This is a genomic window from Aeromonas sp. 75A (genome assembly GCF_051919425.1).
Lineage (GTDB): Bacteria > Pseudomonadota > Gammaproteobacteria > Enterobacterales > Aeromonadaceae > Aeromonas > Aeromonas veronii.
Genome location: NZ_JBQBES010000002.1, coordinates 4,541,427 through 4,556,066 on the forward strand (window position 1 = coordinate 4,541,427; position 14,640 = coordinate 4,556,066).

Sequence of the window (14,640 nt, forward strand, 5' to 3'; positions counted from 1 at the left end):
TTTAATCGCTGCCACATATCCCCCCAACGCAAAAATATATTACAAGGGGGCTAAGCCCCCTCTCCTTATCAATCAATGGATGGACTATCTCTTATTATTGGGTCGTCACCAACTCCCAGGGGCCGCCTTTGGCGGGATCATCCCCCTGGGTCCACCATTTGGCCTGATAGACGGCGCCCTTGTAGCTCACCTTGCTGCCAGCGGTATAGACCTTGCTGGCATCCCAGGCAGGCTGACCATCAACCGGCGGGTCAACCGGATCGACCGGGGCAGGATCAAGCTTGGCGACGATCCGCACTTTCGGCCAGTTGGCGTGGGAGCCGTAGAAGTTGGTCACGCACTTCTCGTAATCACCCGGCACCAGCGCAGAATAAGCGGTCTGGAAGCCCACCAGCTCGCACTCGAAGGAGTAACCGCCCGGGCGATCCGGATAATATTTCCAGTTGCCATCCCAGTTGGTGTAGAGCACGTCGGTAGCGCCGTTGAGATTGAGGCTGCCATAGGGAGTCTGCTGCCAGCAGGTGTTCTTCTCATCCGCCTTGATCGGGATCTGGTAGTGGTTGGCCAGCCCTTCCCAGTAGCGGATGCGATTGACCGGCTGCCCCTTGTCCTTGTTCTGCTCGCCACACTCGATGCCGCCGTTGATGACGTTGATGGTTGTGCCAAAGCCATAGCCGATACCGGCGTCAGCTTCCCGTTTGGAGGGTACCCAGGTACGATCAATCACGTGCAGCATGGCCGGTTTCGGGGCCTGCGGGGTGAGGAAAAACCAGATGGCAGAAGCGAGGTTAAGCCAGGAGTCCGCCACCAGCCCCGGGTTGTTGAGCAGCACGGAGGCATCGCCATCAAACATCGCCTCGGAGAAGGCACCGTAGTTGAAGTGGTAAGAAAGCTGCTTGGCGCCGCGGCCGAAGTACCCCTGACCCGTGCTGCATGGCCACTTCTTGTTCTGCCAGTCGTTCTGGCCGCAGCCTGTGGTGTAGCCGGTCTGTCCCTCTGACCAGCCCATCTCCCGCACATGCACCAGCGCCTGTTGCCACTCCTCCAGCCCCAGCGGGTTGTCGGAAATATTGTCCTTGGAAATATGGCCCCCCGTCTCCTGAGAGAAGTGGGCAAAGGCGGTCACGATGGATTTTTTACAGATCGCATCAGAATCACGCCCGTCAGTATATTCGCCACAGAACGCAGGGAATTTACCGATGGCTCGCAAGAAGCGGACATAAGTATATTCCGGCGCTGCCATCTGGGTTAAATATTCCCATTCAGGTTGGGGAAATACCCGTTCAACCCGTTTTACGTTGTCAGGATTGCTTGCCAGACCCGGTTCAATGGCATCAACGATTTTATTTGACCGGGTCGCCAATGCCTTAGCCCATATTGCATACATGGGATTAGCCGTCTTGGTTTTTTCCATGGCTGCCAGATCCGGGGCCGCAATTACATATCCTCCCGCATTTTGCGGATCGGGTTGAATATTCATGGCTGCACTCATTGCGGCATAGCTTGGCAATGCGCAGGCGGCAGCGATCAGCCAGGCACAACGCTTGGGTTTGAACATGTTTATCGTCCTTGTTTGAATTAATGCGTTCCAAGAGTAGGTGTTTCAACAACTAAATTCACGATGAGAATTAAGAAATGAGCAGAATTTGTGAGCCATTTCACCTTGTGATATTCAGTGCAGCTGAAACAAAGCAAAAGAACCCAAACGAAAACGCCAGAGCGTGATCTTTCGCCCATTTTTAGAACAGTTGAGACAGCCAGGTGACCTGCCATACAGTCATTGTTCGTGATGAAAAAAATGGCTGACAGGCTCAACCTGTCAGCCATCATCAATGTTCAAGAAAAATGCTCAAAATAGCCGGATGTCAGGCACGCACGGCACGGATCAGGATATTGCGCGGGGTCATGGGTTTGGCACAAAACTCCCCCACTTCGACCCGATAGCCCTGCTCTTGCAAAAAGAGCGCGCGATCCAGCGCCAGCCAGATCTCGAGGGGACGGCGAAACAAATGACGCACCAGCTCCATGCGGGCGACATCGCCAAAGCGACGCTCCCCGTGTTCCAACCAGGCGGAATAGTCGAGCCCGGCGGGCAGCACAATCCCTTTGCGCTCGGAAGCCCAAACGCAGAATGCCTCGAAGGTGCCGGTCAGCAGGCTCTTTTGCATATTGGGCACCGGCAGATACTCATCCACCCCGCGCACCTGACGCTGCAGGCAGTCAAACCCGAGCCGCCACACCACTTCCTGCTCCCGCAGGCGGGCGATCCGCGCACCGCCAGTGACCGTCTCCTGTAGCGGCAACTTGAGATCCGCCTTGCTCAACACCAGCTCGCTGGCGCTGGCCGCGGCTGACAGCGGGCGATAGTGGCTGGTACGGATCAGGTGGTAACAACAGGGAGAGATGGTCACTCCGCGGGCACTGCGCTCGGCCACCCGCTCCAGCAGATGGGTGTGCAGCTCGCCGCAGGCATGGAGTGCTATGGCGTGATGTTCGGGGGCGATCAGCACCGCCGATTCGGGTGCAAAGGCATCGGCGCAGGTAAAGGTCATATTGGCACCATCCCGCTCGGCCAGCAGCCGACCATCGTCACAAAGCTGATCTTGCAACTCCAGACTGAGGATCGGAGCCTGTCGATGAAGTGATACCAGCCGCCCAAGGTGGCCCTTACCGGCACACCACTCCAGATAGGGGCCCTGATGGGCAGGCAGACAGGCGGTGAACGACTCGATCTGAGCCTGCTTGCGCCCCGGCATATGCAGCGCCATCTCCTTGCTGCAGGTGATGGGCTCCGGGGTAAACGGGGCAAGCTGGCTGAGTTGCTGCAGCTCGGCTCCCTCGGCAATCCAGGGGGCAAGCAGACTGCTGAGGGCGCCCATATCTGCATCGAGCTCCGCCAACTGGCCGAGCGTCAGCCCATTGAGCAACGCCGCCAGTTCGGGCGCCTCATCGGCAAAGGCCATGGTCAAATGATGATATGGCTGATATTGCCACCAGCGTCGGTAGCGGGTGAGCAGTCGATCCAGTTGTTGAAAACGTTGAGCCAGCACGAATGCCCCTGCCTTGCAGTCAAAAAGGAGGCTCATTCTAGCGATCCCGCTTCAAATTGCACTCTCAATACCTGACGATCAGCGCCGCGCAACAGCACGGCCAACCCTGTGAGCCAGGGCAGACCTGACAAAGTGCGGGGTTTTATGCTATATTCCGCCCCCTCTTTCACGCGCCCCGCCCAACGCGGGTCGCTTTACACTAGCTATGGGACCAACAACATGACCATCAACGCCATTCTGCAAGCGCGCGCGGGCGCCAAGTGTGAACTGTGCAGCGCCGAGCAGGCGCTGACCGCCTTCGTGGTGCCTCACTCCCCCGCCAGCGACGATGATCACAGCGTTGCTATCTGTGACACCTGCCGTGGTCAGCTGGAACAACCGGATACCCTGGTGGTCAACCACTGGCGTTGCCTGAGCGACAGCATGTGGAGCCAGGTGCCTGCGGTGCAGGTGATGGCATGGCGCCAGCTGAAAGCACTCTCCGGCAAGGGTGAAGTGTGGGCTCAGGATCTGCTGGACATGATGTACATGGAAGATGAAGCCAAGGCCTGGGCTGAAGCTGGTATTGCTGACGAAGATGATGACAGCGTACCGACCGTTGACTCCAACGGCGCCGTGTTGCAAGAGGGCGACTCCGTCACCCTGATCAAGGATCTGGACGTGAAAGGCGCTGGTTTTACCGCCAAGCGCGGCACATTGGTCAAGGGCATCCGTCTGACCAACAACCCGCTCCATATCGAAGGCAAGGTCAACGGCGTGCAGATCGTACTGGTTGCTGCCTACCTGAAAAAGGCCTAAAGCCAAGGGCGATTGCTCTGCTGTCTGCTGCCAGAGCACAAGCACAACGAAAAAGGATGGCGTGGCGCTATCCTTTTTTATGCCCGCTTGCCGAAAACGGCCAACCTGAGCCCATAACAGGCCAGCCAAAGCAACAAGGCGCATCCGGATGGATGCGCCTTGTTTACATGGCCTATGCCGTTTTAACCGACAGCAGGAACGGTCACTCAGGAGGAGAGTTTGCCGTCCAGCTCGGCAATTTTCGCAGACCAGTAGGCCGGACCGGTTTCGTGGATATTGTTGCCTTCGGAGTCGACCGCAACGGTCACCGGCATATCTTCCACTTCAAACTCGTAGATCGCTTCCATGCCGAGATCGGCAAAGGCAACCACGCGGGCCTTCTTGATGGCCTTGGCCACCAGATAGGCGGCGCCACCAACGGCCATCAGATAAACAGCCTTGTGCTGCTTGATGCTCTCGACGGTTTTCGGGCCACGCTCGGATTTGCCGATCATGCCGATAAGGCCAGTTTCACCCAGCATCATATCGGTGAACTTGTCCATCCGGGTGGAGGTGGTGGGACCTGCCGGGCCGACCACTTCGTCGCGCACCGCATCGACCGGGCCAACGTAATAGATAAAGCGGTTGGTGAAATCGACCCCTTCAGGCAACCCTTCGCCATTTTTCAGCATGTCGGCGATACGCTTGTGGGCGGCGTCGCGACCGGTGAGGATCTTGCCGGAGAGCAGCACGGTATCACCGCTCTTCCAGCTGGCCAGTTCGGCCTTGGTGATGCCATCGACGTTGACGCGGCGCACGTTGCCACCCGCTTCACGGGTGATCTCCGGCCAGTCACTCAGTTTCGGCGGAGTCAGTTCGGCAGGGCCTGAACCATCCAGCTCGAAGTGAACGTGGCGGGTCGCGGCGCAGTTGGGGATCATCACCACCGGCTTGGAAGCGGCGTGAGTCGGCGCAGATTTCACCTTCACATCCAGCACCGTGGTAAGGCCGCCCAAACCCTGGGCACCGATCCCCAGCTTGTTGACCTTGTCGTAGAGTTCGACCCGCAGCTTCTCTTCAGTGGTTTGCGGGCCACGGGCGATCAGCTCCTGAATGTCGATGTGCTCCATCAGGGCCTCTTTGGCCAGCACCGCCGCTTTCTCGGCGGTACCGCCGATGCCGATGCCCAGCATGCCGGGTGGACACCAGCCTGCGCCCATGGTCGGCACGGTTTTCAGTACCCACTCGACGATATCGTCAGAGGGGTTGAGCATCACCATCTTGGATTTGTTCTCGGAGCCGCCGCCTTTGGCCGCGATGCTCACTTCCACCTTGTTGCCGGGGATCATGTCGATATGCACCACGGCAGGGGCGTTGTCTTTGGTGTTTTTGCGACTGCCGGCCGGATCGGCCAGCACGGAGGCGCGCAGCGGGTTGTCAGGATTGGTGTAGGCACGACGGGTCCCTTCGTCCACCATCTCCTGCACTGTCATGTCGCTGTCCCACTGGACCTGCATGCCAATTTTGACGAAACAGGTCACGATACCGGTGTCCTGGCAGAGCGGGCGATGACCTTCGGCGGACATGCGGGAGTTGATCAGGATCTGGGCCAGCGCATCTTTGGCGGCCGGGTTGGCCTCACGGTCATACGCCGCTTTGGCAGCCTGAACAAAATCCAACGGGTGGTAATAGGAGATGTACTGGAGGGCATCTGCGATAGAATCGATGAAATCCTGTTTTTTTATAATGCTCATATCATCCTCACTGGTCCTTGTCTCTGCCACGGAGCAGGGCAAGGGCTTCCATATGATGGGCCGTGCTGACGTGCTGGCTAAAAACTATCAACCAACAAAAAACGAACGACACGGCAGTTTTTTCTTAAGTCACCGACACCTATGATACGCTTGCCCACCAGCACCGACTAGGGTTCGGGAACCAAACTGTTGCCTGTGTAACATAAAATGACGCCAACACTTCATATCCATCATCTAGACCATAGTGCTGAACTCCATCAGCTTTTTGCCCGCCTGCAACATCAGCCGTGGGCCATGTTGCTGGAATCGGCGGGACCACTCGGTGCCGATAACGGCTTTGATATCATCACTGCCGATCCGCTGGCGACCCTCGAAACCCGTGGCGAGGTGACCACTCTGCGTGTCGGAGCGAATATCAGCAAACACCACGAAGATCCCCTCGCCCTGCTGGCCCATACCCAGCAACAGCTGCTGGGGGAGCTGGATCTGTGTGCCACTCACCTGCCCTTTATTGGCGGCGCCCTCGGCCTGTTTGGCTATGATCTGGGCCGTCGCTTCGAGCGACTGCCAGTGCAGGCCGCCGCCGATATCGCGGTGCCAGACATGGCGGTAGGTATCTACGACTGGGCGCTGCTGCGCAATGTGGCGACCGACGACTGGCAGCTTGTGCACTGGGGGGATAAAGCGGGCCTTGCCAAGCGGCTGGCCTGGCTTGAACAGCAGCAGGCCAAACCGGCCCCCACTTTTGCCTTGCAGGGGGCGTGGCAGAGCAATATGAGCCGCGCCGAGTATGGCGAGAAGTTTGCCCGCATTCAGGAATATCTCGCCGCGGGGGATTGCTACCAGATCAACCTGACCCAGCGTTTCAGCGCCCCCTATCAGGGGGATGAGTGGCAGGCCTACTGCCTGCTGGCAACCGCCAACAAGGCCCCCTTCTCAGCCTTTATCCGTCTGCCGGAGAGCGCGCTGCTGAGCCTCTCCCCCGAGCGGTTCCTGCTGCTTGATGGCCGTCATATCGAGACCAAACCCATCAAGGGCACTCGTCCGCGCCACCCTGATCCGGCCATCGATCGGCAAGTCGCGCTGGAGCTGGCGCAGGCGGACAAGGACAGATCAGAGAATCTGATGATCGTTGATCTGCTGCGCAACGATATAGGTCGGGTCAGCCGGCCTGGCTCGGTCAGCGTGCCTCATCTCTTTGCGGTGGAGTCGTTTCCGGCGGTACATCATCTGGTCTCCACCATCCACGGTGAGCTGGATGCACACTGGCAAGGGGTCGATCTGCTGCGGGCCTGTTTCCCGGGTGGCTCCATCACCGGCGCCCCCAAGATCCGCGCCATGGAGATCATCGAAGAGCTGGAGCCCCAGCGCCGCAACGCCTATTGCGGCAGCATCGGCTATCTCAGCCAGCATGGCCGGATGGATACCAGCATCTGCATTCGTACCCTGATCGCCGAAGCGGGTCGCCTGCACTGCTGGGCCGGTGGCGGCATCATCGCCGACTCCGATACCGACAGCGAATATCAGGAGACCTATGACAAGGTCGCCCGCATCCTGCCGCCGCTGTCGGCGCTTTAACCCTCCCCACTGTCAGGTCAACGCACAGGAGAGCTCCCCGCCATGGATCGCCACGAACTGCTGACCCGCTTCCAGTTGCAGCGACCCGCCCCGGCCCATCGCCTCGCCATTGGCGGGCTCAGCCCGGCTGCGGTGTTGATCCCGGTGGTGATGCGCGATGAGGGGCTCAGCGTGTTATTGACCCGGCGCAGCCCCCGGCTGCGTCATCATGGGGGGCAGATCAGCTTCCCCGGCGGGCGACAGGATCCCGGCGACGAAAACCTGATTGCCACAGCGCTGCGGGAGACCGAAGAGGAGCTCGGCATTCCGGCCCGGCTGATTGAAGTGATCGGCACCCTCAACCCGCTCAATACGGTGTCACGATTCGAGGTGCTGCCTGTGCTGGGGCTGCTCGATGGCAACTATCCCCTCATTCTGAGTCCGGATGAAGTAGATCACGCCTTCGAAGTGCCGCTAACCCATCTGCTGGATCGGCGCAACCACATCCCCCTGACCCTTTCCAGAGGGGGGAAAGCGCACACCATCTACTGGATCCCCTGGCAACAGCACTTTATCTGGGGGGCTACCGCCAGCATGATCAACCAGCTAGCCCAGCACCTCGCAAAATAACAATTTACCTACATTTGACTGAGCGAGATTTAATCATTAACACTAAAATAACGTGCCAATTGATAAACAATAATTGAATTTTTCTTGTTTTGATCACATTTCCATAAGAAAGTGCGGTTTTTCGTGCCGTAAAGATGAATTTGATCAACATTTTTGATTAGAAAAACCGTATCCTTGCGCCGACTTAATAAGAACCACACATTCGGGGTGAGATAGATGTCAAACACAGTCACTGGCACGCAGGGAGTTGCGGCGTCAACAGAGCAAGGGATCCGCTCTACTCAAACCACTCGTTGGGAAAAACGCGACTCTACCTGGGTCATCAGTCTGTTCGGGACCGCGGTTGGCGCGGGGATCCTGTTCCTGCCGATCAACGCGGGTATGGGCGGTTTCTGGCCGCTGGTCGTCATGGCGCTGCTGGTAGGTCCCATGACCTATCTGGCACACCGTGGTCTGGCCCGCTTCGTGCTCTCCTCCAAAAAGCCAAATGCAGACATCACCGAAGTGGTGGAAGAGCACTTTGGCGTGGGGGCCGGTAAATTAATCACCCTGCTCTACTTCTTCGCCATCTACCCCATCGTGCTGATCTACGGCGTAGGCATCACCAACACCGTCGAAAGCTTCATGGTCAACCAGCTGCAGATGAGTGCCCCGCCGCGCTGGATCCTCTCCATCGTGCTGATCATGGGCATGATGTCGGTGATGCTGGCCGGTGAAAAGCTGATGCTGAAAGTGACCGAGCTGCTGGTTTATCCGCTGATCGCCATTCTGGCCGGTATCTCTTTGTACCTCATTCCGGACTGGACCGGCGCCGCGCTGGAGCAAGTGCCCTCTGCCAAAGATTTCGCCACCACCCTGTGGCTGACCATCCCGGTACTGGTCTTCTCCTTCAACCACAGCCCGGCCATCTCCAGCTTCTCCCTGGCCCAGCGCCGCGACCACGGCGATCAGGCTGTCGAGAAAGCCGATGCCATCCTCAAGCGTACCGCCATGGTGCTGCTGGGCTTCGTGATGTTCTTCGTCTTCTCCTGCGTCATGAGCCTGACACCGGCCCAGCTGGCAGAAGCCAAGGCCCAGAACATCGCCGTGCTCTCCTATCTGGCGAACCAGCATGCCAGCCCCATCATCTCCTACTTCGGTCCGTTGGTTGCGTTCGTAGCCATCGTATCCTCCTTCTTCGGCCACTATCTGGGTGCCCGTGAAGGTCTGAAAGGGATGATCGTGCAGAACATGCGCAAGTCTGGCAAAGAGCCGAACGCCAAGAAAGTCGAGATGTTCATTATCGCCTTCTTCATCCTGACCCTGTGGGGCACTGCCATTGCCAACCCTTCCATCCTGGGCATGATTGAATCCTTGGGCGGCCCGATCATCGCTACCATCCTGTTCATCATGCCGATGTACGCCATCAAGCGCGTACCGGCTATGGCGAAATATCAGGGCCATATCAGCAACGTCTTCGTTGCAACCATGGGCATGATCGCCATCTCCGCCATCCTCTATCAGCTGGTCGGTTAATCCCCTACCTGCCGCTGATAGCAAAAAGCCAGCCGAACACTCGGCTGGCTTTTTTTATTGCGTTGTCCCGTCCTGAATAGTCTTGCCACTCATCACGCAGTTATTGCAGCCACAGCACCTGAACTCACACAACAACCAAGGAAACAACCCTTATCCGGCAACCACATCATGATGTTTCAGGGCTTCGCACCGAACCTCGACCAACAAAAATGCCAGTCGGGTAAGCGACTGGCATCTCTTGATAAACACGCACTATCTCTGGCTGATTAGAGTGGTTGCGCTTCCAACAGGAACGGCGTGATCCCGTTGATTTCGGGAATACCGAGCACCAGAGTGTCTTTCTGACCATTGCTACCCGGTTTCATGGTCAGATATGCAGTGACACTGGCGTTGCGATCGGCAAATTCGCGCATCCTTTTTTCCCAGAGCCCCTCATAAATTTTTCCCTCTTTGATATCAGCAGGCCCTGTCAAGGTATTGAAACTGCATGACCGATTGTTCCAACCAGTCAACGTCAGCTTGTTCAAACCTTGAGTGTTGGCCTCTGTCTCACCGCTTACAGAACACCCTTCTTTAAACAGGATGGTCAGCTTGATCCCCAAACCATTGTTGCTGCGCTCGGTTTTGAAATCTTGAAACAGTGCACTCTCCCCAAGGTTGTACCAGGAGTCCGCGTTGATAGGCGCAGTGACCATCGGCTGCAATGCCACTTGGCCGCCCCAATTCTGAATAGTGAGTGCAGAATCGATTTTGGCTTTGACGGGTCGATAATCGAGTACCCAGAGTGACTGGCTGCTTCCCGCCGTATCTGGCACAGACGCCACCTTGACCAACCCATCGACATTGGTATTGGACTTTTGCTCAGCCGAGTCGAAGGTACTGGGTTGGCTTTTGTTCACCAGCAACGACAACGTCAGTGGGTAACCCTCACCTTTATTCAGAGAAGAGAAGCCTTGAGGGAAGGTATAAGTGCTGACTGTGGCACTTCTTTTCTCAGCAATGTTCATCGCCCAACCCGTGCCCTCTGTGGACGCCGGATAGACAAGACTGACCGCACGATAACTGTCGTTGACCGGACGGTTGATTAACTGCCCCTGAGCGTCCATCAGGACGGGGAGATAGACGCCAGCCACCGGCAGCGCCCTCGGTTGCGGCTCCGGTGGCGTGGTACCACCACCACCACTATCTCCGCCACCACCACCGCAACCAACCAAACCTAATGCACCAATAATTGCCCACGAAAGCGTAGTTTTTTTCATTATTTAATCTCGTTTTTTAGCCTGAACCTTATTATTCCGCAGCTATTTTAACGGGGCAGCACCCGCACTGTCTGTCGGCTATTTGTAACCAAACATTTCATCAAAATGAATGTTTTCTTGCGCACTCCTCTCCTCAACACATTTAGGCCCGCTGATATAAAAAGCCCCTCACAGAGAGGGGCTGAATCGAAAAATCGAGCTACCGGCTCACGCCTCGCTGCTGGGCAGCGCGGAAGGTTCCAGCAGGGTTTCATCTTCGGCCATGCAAGCAGCGGCGGTGAACAGCACGTCGGTGGAGCTGTTCAGCGCCGTCTCGGCAGAATCCTGCAGCACGCCGATGATAAAGCCGACTGCTACCACCTGCATGGCGATGTCATTGCTGATGCCAAACAGGCTACAGGCCAGCGGGATCAGCAGCAAGGAGCCGCCCGCCACACCGGAAGCGCCACAGGCACTGATGGTGGCGACCACGGAGAGCAGAATGGCCGTTGCCATGTCCACTTCCATCCCCAGGGTATGTACCGCCGCCATGGCGAGCACAGTGATGGTGATAGCGGCACCCGCCATATTGATGGTGGCACCCAGCGGGATGGAGACCGCGTAGGTATCTTTGGGCAGGCGCAGTTTTTCACACAGCGCCATGTTGACCGGAATGTTGGCGGCAGAGCTGCGGGTAAAGAAGGCGGTCACGCCGCTCTCTTTGAGGCAGGTCAGCACCAGCGGATAGGGGTTGCGCTTGATCTTCCAGAAGACGATCAATGGGTTGACCACAAAGGCGATAAACAGCATGCAGCCGATCAGCACCACCAGCAGTTGAGCATAGCCAAACAGGGCATCGAAGCCGGTCTCTGCCAGAGTGGAGGCAACCAGACCCAGGATCCCGAGCGGAGCACAGCGGATCACCGCTTTCACGATGGCGGAGACACCGTGAGACAGGTCAGTGATGAGCGCCTTGGTGCTCTCGTTGGCATGGCGCATAGCGATACCCAGACCGATGGCCCACGCAAGGATCCCGATATAGTTGGCATCCATCAACGCCTTGACCGGGTTGGTCACCACGTTGAACAGCAGGGTCTGCAGTACCTCGGTGATCCCGCCGGGCGGGGTGATCTCGGCAGTATTGGCCACCAGATGGAGGTTGGAGGGGAACAGGAAGCTGGCAATCACCGCGACCACGGCCGCAGAGAAGGTACCAAACAGGTAGAGCGCCAGCAGCGGGCGAATATTGGTCTTCTGACCCTGTTTGTGACCAATGATGGCCGCCATCACCAGTACGAATACCAGCAGCGGAGCTACCGCTTTCAGTGCACCAACGAACAGACTGCCAAGCAGACCTGCCGTTTTCGCCCACTCGGGCGCAAACAGTGCCAGCAAGATACCGAATACCAGACCAACCAGGATCTGGCTGACCAGGCTGGTGCTATTGACCAGCCGAAGGAGGGGGTGTTGTTGTGTCATCAAAAAAGTCCCTAAGCACCGTAGTGCATGAATCATGAGTCCTGTCTGCAACCACTCATCGGGAGACCCCTGTCGCCCGAATGTGGTGTCTGTGGCCAGCCTTCTGTCGGGCCGATCCGCCAGTCACCGGATTGCATGACGGAATATCCCATTCGCCATCTTTTTTTTCCAGAGACTCACCAAAAAATATCCCGTTTCCATCACAAAAAACCGCAACAAAACCTTAACTACAGCGCAACCACCCATTTTTGTACGTTTTATCGACACTCTCTGCCCTCACCCTCACGACCATTCCTGTGTCACCCGTGACCGGCATCGCTGTGCTATCATCCCCCATTTGCCGCGGAGCCTTGCCATGATCCCATCCCTGCTCAACCAATATTTTGGTTTCTCCGCACTCAGGCCAGGTCAGGAAGCGGTGATCAGCCGGGTACTGGCAGGTCAGAGTGCCGCCGCCATCTTTCCCACCGGCTCCGGCAAGTCCCTCTGTTATCAACTGCCGGCCCTCGTCCTGCCTCACCTGACCCTTGTTATCTCGCCGCTGCTGGCGCTGATGCACGATCAGCTCGCCTTCCTTAAAAGCAAGGGAATAAGCGCCGCAACCCTCGACTCAAGCCAGAGCCCGGAGGAGAGCCGACGAGTGATGCAACAGGCACTGGATGGCCAGCTCAAGATCCTGATGATCTCGGTGGAGCGACTCAAGAACGAGCGCTTTCGCCGCTTTATCCAGCAAGTGCCGCTCTCGCTGCTGGTGGTTGACGAAGCCCACTGTATTTCTGAGTGGGGCCACAACTTTCGCCCCGACTACCTCAAGCTGCCGAGCTATCGCCATGACCTGAAGATCCCGCAGGTGTTGCTGCTGACGGCCACCGCCACACCGGCGGTGATTCAGGATATGCAGACCAAATTCGGCATCGCGCCGGAGGGGGTCGTGGTCACCGGTTTCTATCGCCCCAATCTTGATCTGGCGGTCATTCCACTGTCGCCCGACGCGCGGGATAGCTGGCTCACGCAGGAGCTGGCCAACGATCCGGCGGCCCCCACCATCGTCTACGTCACCTTGCAACACACCGCAGAAGCCTGTGCCGAGCAACTCATTAGAGAAGGGATCAACGCCCGCGCCTATCATGCCGGACTCGACTCGGCGCTGCGCAGCCAGATCCAGCACGACTTCATGGCGGGCAAGGTGGACTGCATCGTCGCCACCATCGCCTTTGGCATGGGGATCGACAAAGCGGATATCCGGCGGGTCATTCACTACGATCTGCCCAAATCCATCGAGAACTACAGTCAGGAAATTGGCCGCGCCGGACGGGATGGCCAGCCATCGCGCTGTATTGTGCTGGCCAACCAGAGCCAGCTGCCGGTGCTGGAGAACTTCGTCTACGGCGATACGCCGGATTTGAGTGCCATCCTCCAGCTCCTTGCCATCATCAAGCAGAGCGGGAACGAGTGGGAATTCACCCTGCTGCGCCTCTCCAACGACACCAATATCCGCCAGTTGCCCCTTAAAACCCTGCTGGTCTATCTGGAGATGGCAGGCATCATCACCCCGGCCTATAGCTACTACGCCGACTACCGCTTCAAATTTGTGCTGGATAAAGGCGAGATAGTGAGCCGTTTCAATCCGGATCGCCGCCAGTTTCTGGAGCAGCTGTTCGCCTGCGCTCCACAAGCGCGCAGCTGGTGCACCATGGACTTTGACGCCCTCTGGCAGGGCTATCAGGGGGAGCGGCAGCGGGCCGTTGCGGCGCTCGACTACCTGCAGCAGCAAGGCTGGATCGAACTCGAAAGCAAACAGATGACCGAGGTCTACCGGATCAACCGTCAGGGGTGGGACAACGAGCAGGAAGCAAAAGCCCTGCACGCACTGTTCCTGCAAAAAGAGCAGAGCGAGCTGGCAAGACTGCAAGCCATGCTCAACTTTTTCACCTCAAGTGAGTGCCTGAGCCACCGCCTCGCCCGCTATTTTGCCGATGAGGTGGCGCCGGTTCATTGTGGCCACTGTTCGGTTTGTCGCGGCGAGGTGGCGCATCTCCCGCCCCTGCCCTCGCTGACCATGCCAAACGAGACGGGGATCCGCGCCTGGTGCGATCCGCTGATTGCCAAGACAGGTTCCGTGGATGCTCGTGTTCTGGCCCGTTTCCTGTGCGGTATCGCCACTCCGCTGACCAGCCGGATCAAGGCCAAATCGCTGGCGGGCGCAGGCCAGTTGGCCGCGCACCCGTTTGCCAGCGTCCTGGCGGCAGTGCAACAAGCCTACCCTTGCTAGGTGAGTGCTGGCGGCTTCAATAGCCACCAGCAGAAACAAGCATTTATAGACACAGAAAAAGAAGACCCTCGCGGTTGCGAGGGTCAAGCCAACGGAAACGTGCTTAAACAGAGCTTGGTGAGGCAACAGTCAACTCTCTTGCTAAAGCATCTTGCTGCTCACACCTCGCCAATCTAGGGCACTCAAATTGTAGCGTCAATGTAAAAATTAGAGCCAAAACTCCAAAAAAAGTGATTTACGTTGACGTTCACGTAATTACATTCTCATCCATAACCCCGCCAACCCGCAGCCCCATTGCCTTTCGTCAAACCCCTTAATCTTTTCGCAATAAGTTCCCTCTTTCCCATAAACATTTATTTTTTATGTCT

General features: G+C 57.5%; 10 protein-coding genes. 5 read left to right on the forward strand and 5 right to left on the reverse strand.

The genetic code is table 11. From position 1 onward, the window contains the following. Window positions 1-94: 94 nt before the first annotated feature. Window positions 95-1,558 (reverse strand): chitinase, encoded by a 1,464-nt coding sequence (locus ACTG2T_RS21180; protein ID WP_330124328.1) that lies wholly within the window; start codon window positions 1,556-1,558, stop codon window positions 95-97. A gap of 307 nt (window positions 1,559-1,865) precedes the next feature. Next, window positions 1,866-3,086 (reverse strand): methyltransferase, encoded by a 1,221-nt coding sequence (locus ACTG2T_RS21185; RefSeq protein ID WP_330124329.1) that lies wholly within the window; start codon window positions 3,084-3,086, stop codon window positions 1,866-1,868. 183 nt (window positions 3,087-3,269) lie between these two features. On the opposite strand from ACTG2T_RS21185, the gene ACTG2T_RS21190 reads away from it, so the two are divergent. Further along, entirely contained in the window at window positions 3,270-3,848 is a 579-nt protein-coding gene (locus tag ACTG2T_RS21190) for a PhnA domain-containing protein (protein ID WP_005333203.1), read from the forward strand. 206 nt (window positions 3,849-4,054) lie between these two features. Here the strand turns inward: ACTG2T_RS21190 and ACTG2T_RS21195 are convergent, their stop codons facing one another. Then, window positions 4,055-5,581 (reverse strand): fumarate hydratase, encoded by a 1,527-nt coding sequence (locus tag ACTG2T_RS21195; RefSeq protein ID WP_005351759.1) that lies wholly within the window; start codon window positions 5,579-5,581, stop codon window positions 4,055-4,057. Window positions 5,582-5,875: 294 nt separating this feature from the next. On the opposite strand from ACTG2T_RS21195, the gene pabB reads away from it, so the two are divergent. The 3 genes from pabB (at window position 5,876) to ACTG2T_RS21210 (ending at window position 9,283) form a co-directional block, all read left to right on the forward strand. Further along, the gene (gene pabB / locus ACTG2T_RS21200) at window positions 5,876-7,159 is read left to right on the forward strand and encodes an aminodeoxychorismate synthase component I (RefSeq protein WP_330124371.1); all 1,284 of its coding nucleotides are present in this window, start codon (window positions 5,876-5,878) and stop codon (window positions 7,157-7,159) included. 42 nt (window positions 7,160-7,201) lie between these two features. Further along, entirely contained in the window at window positions 7,202-7,768 is a 567-nt protein-coding gene (locus ACTG2T_RS21205; RefSeq protein ID WP_005351753.1) for a CoA pyrophosphatase, read from the forward strand. 216 nt (window positions 7,769-7,984) lie between these two features. After that, complete coding sequence (locus ACTG2T_RS21210; RefSeq protein WP_106843342.1) at window positions 7,985-9,283, forward strand: serine/threonine transporter; 1,299 nt, start codon at window positions 7,985-7,987, stop codon at window positions 9,281-9,283. Window positions 9,284-9,549: 266 nt separating this feature from the next. Here ACTG2T_RS21210 and ACTG2T_RS21215 read toward each other — a convergent pair whose 3' ends face one another. After that, entirely contained in the window at window positions 9,550-10,542 is a 993-nt protein-coding gene (locus ACTG2T_RS21215; protein WP_113739491.1) for a hypothetical protein, read from the reverse strand. A 207-nt stretch (window positions 10,543-10,749) separates the two neighbouring features. After that, complete coding sequence (sstT, locus tag ACTG2T_RS21220; protein ID WP_005351744.1) at window positions 10,750-12,000, reverse strand: serine/threonine transporter SstT; 1,251 nt, start codon at window positions 11,998-12,000, stop codon at window positions 10,750-10,752. 355 nt (window positions 12,001-12,355) lie between these two features. Between sstT and ACTG2T_RS21225 the strand changes: the two genes are divergently transcribed. Continuing rightward, window positions 12,356-14,272, forward strand: a complete 1,917-nt coding sequence (locus ACTG2T_RS21225) for a RecQ family ATP-dependent DNA helicase (protein ID WP_330124330.1) — start codon at window positions 12,356-12,358, stop codon at window positions 14,270-14,272. Window positions 14,273-14,640: the final 368 nt, after the last annotated feature.

Coding starts and splice junctions, on each gene's coding strand:
- ACTG2T_RS21225 (WP_330124330.1), top strand. CDS start 12,356: ATGATCCCATCCCTGCTCAACCAATATTTTGGTTTCTCCGCACTCAGG.
- ACTG2T_RS21185 (WP_330124329.1), bottom strand. CDS start 3,086: ATGAGCCTCCTTTTTGACTGCAAGGCAGGGGCATTCGTGCTGGCTCAA.
- sstT (WP_005351744.1), bottom strand. CDS start 12,000: ATGACACAACAACACCCCCTCCTTCGGCTGGTCAATAGCACCAGCCTG.
- pabB (WP_330124371.1), top strand. CDS start 5,876: ATGTTGCTGGAATCGGCGGGACCACTCGGTGCCGATAACGGCTTTGAT.
- ACTG2T_RS21210 (WP_106843342.1), top strand. CDS start 7,985: ATGTCAAACACAGTCACTGGCACGCAGGGAGTTGCGGCGTCAACAGAG.
- ACTG2T_RS21205 (WP_005351753.1), top strand. CDS start 7,202: ATGGATCGCCACGAACTGCTGACCCGCTTCCAGTTGCAGCGACCCGCC.
- ACTG2T_RS21215 (WP_113739491.1), bottom strand. CDS start 10,542: ATGAAAAAAACTACGCTTTCGTGGGCAATTATTGGTGCATTAGGTTTG.
- ACTG2T_RS21195 (WP_005351759.1), bottom strand. CDS start 5,581: ATGAGCATTATAAAAAAACAGGATTTCATCGATTCTATCGCAGATGCC.
- ACTG2T_RS21190 (WP_005333203.1), top strand. CDS start 3,270: ATGACCATCAACGCCATTCTGCAAGCGCGCGCGGGCGCCAAGTGTGAA.
- ACTG2T_RS21180 (WP_330124328.1), bottom strand. CDS start 1,558: ATGTTCAAACCCAAGCGTTGTGCCTGGCTGATCGCTGCCGCCTGCGCA.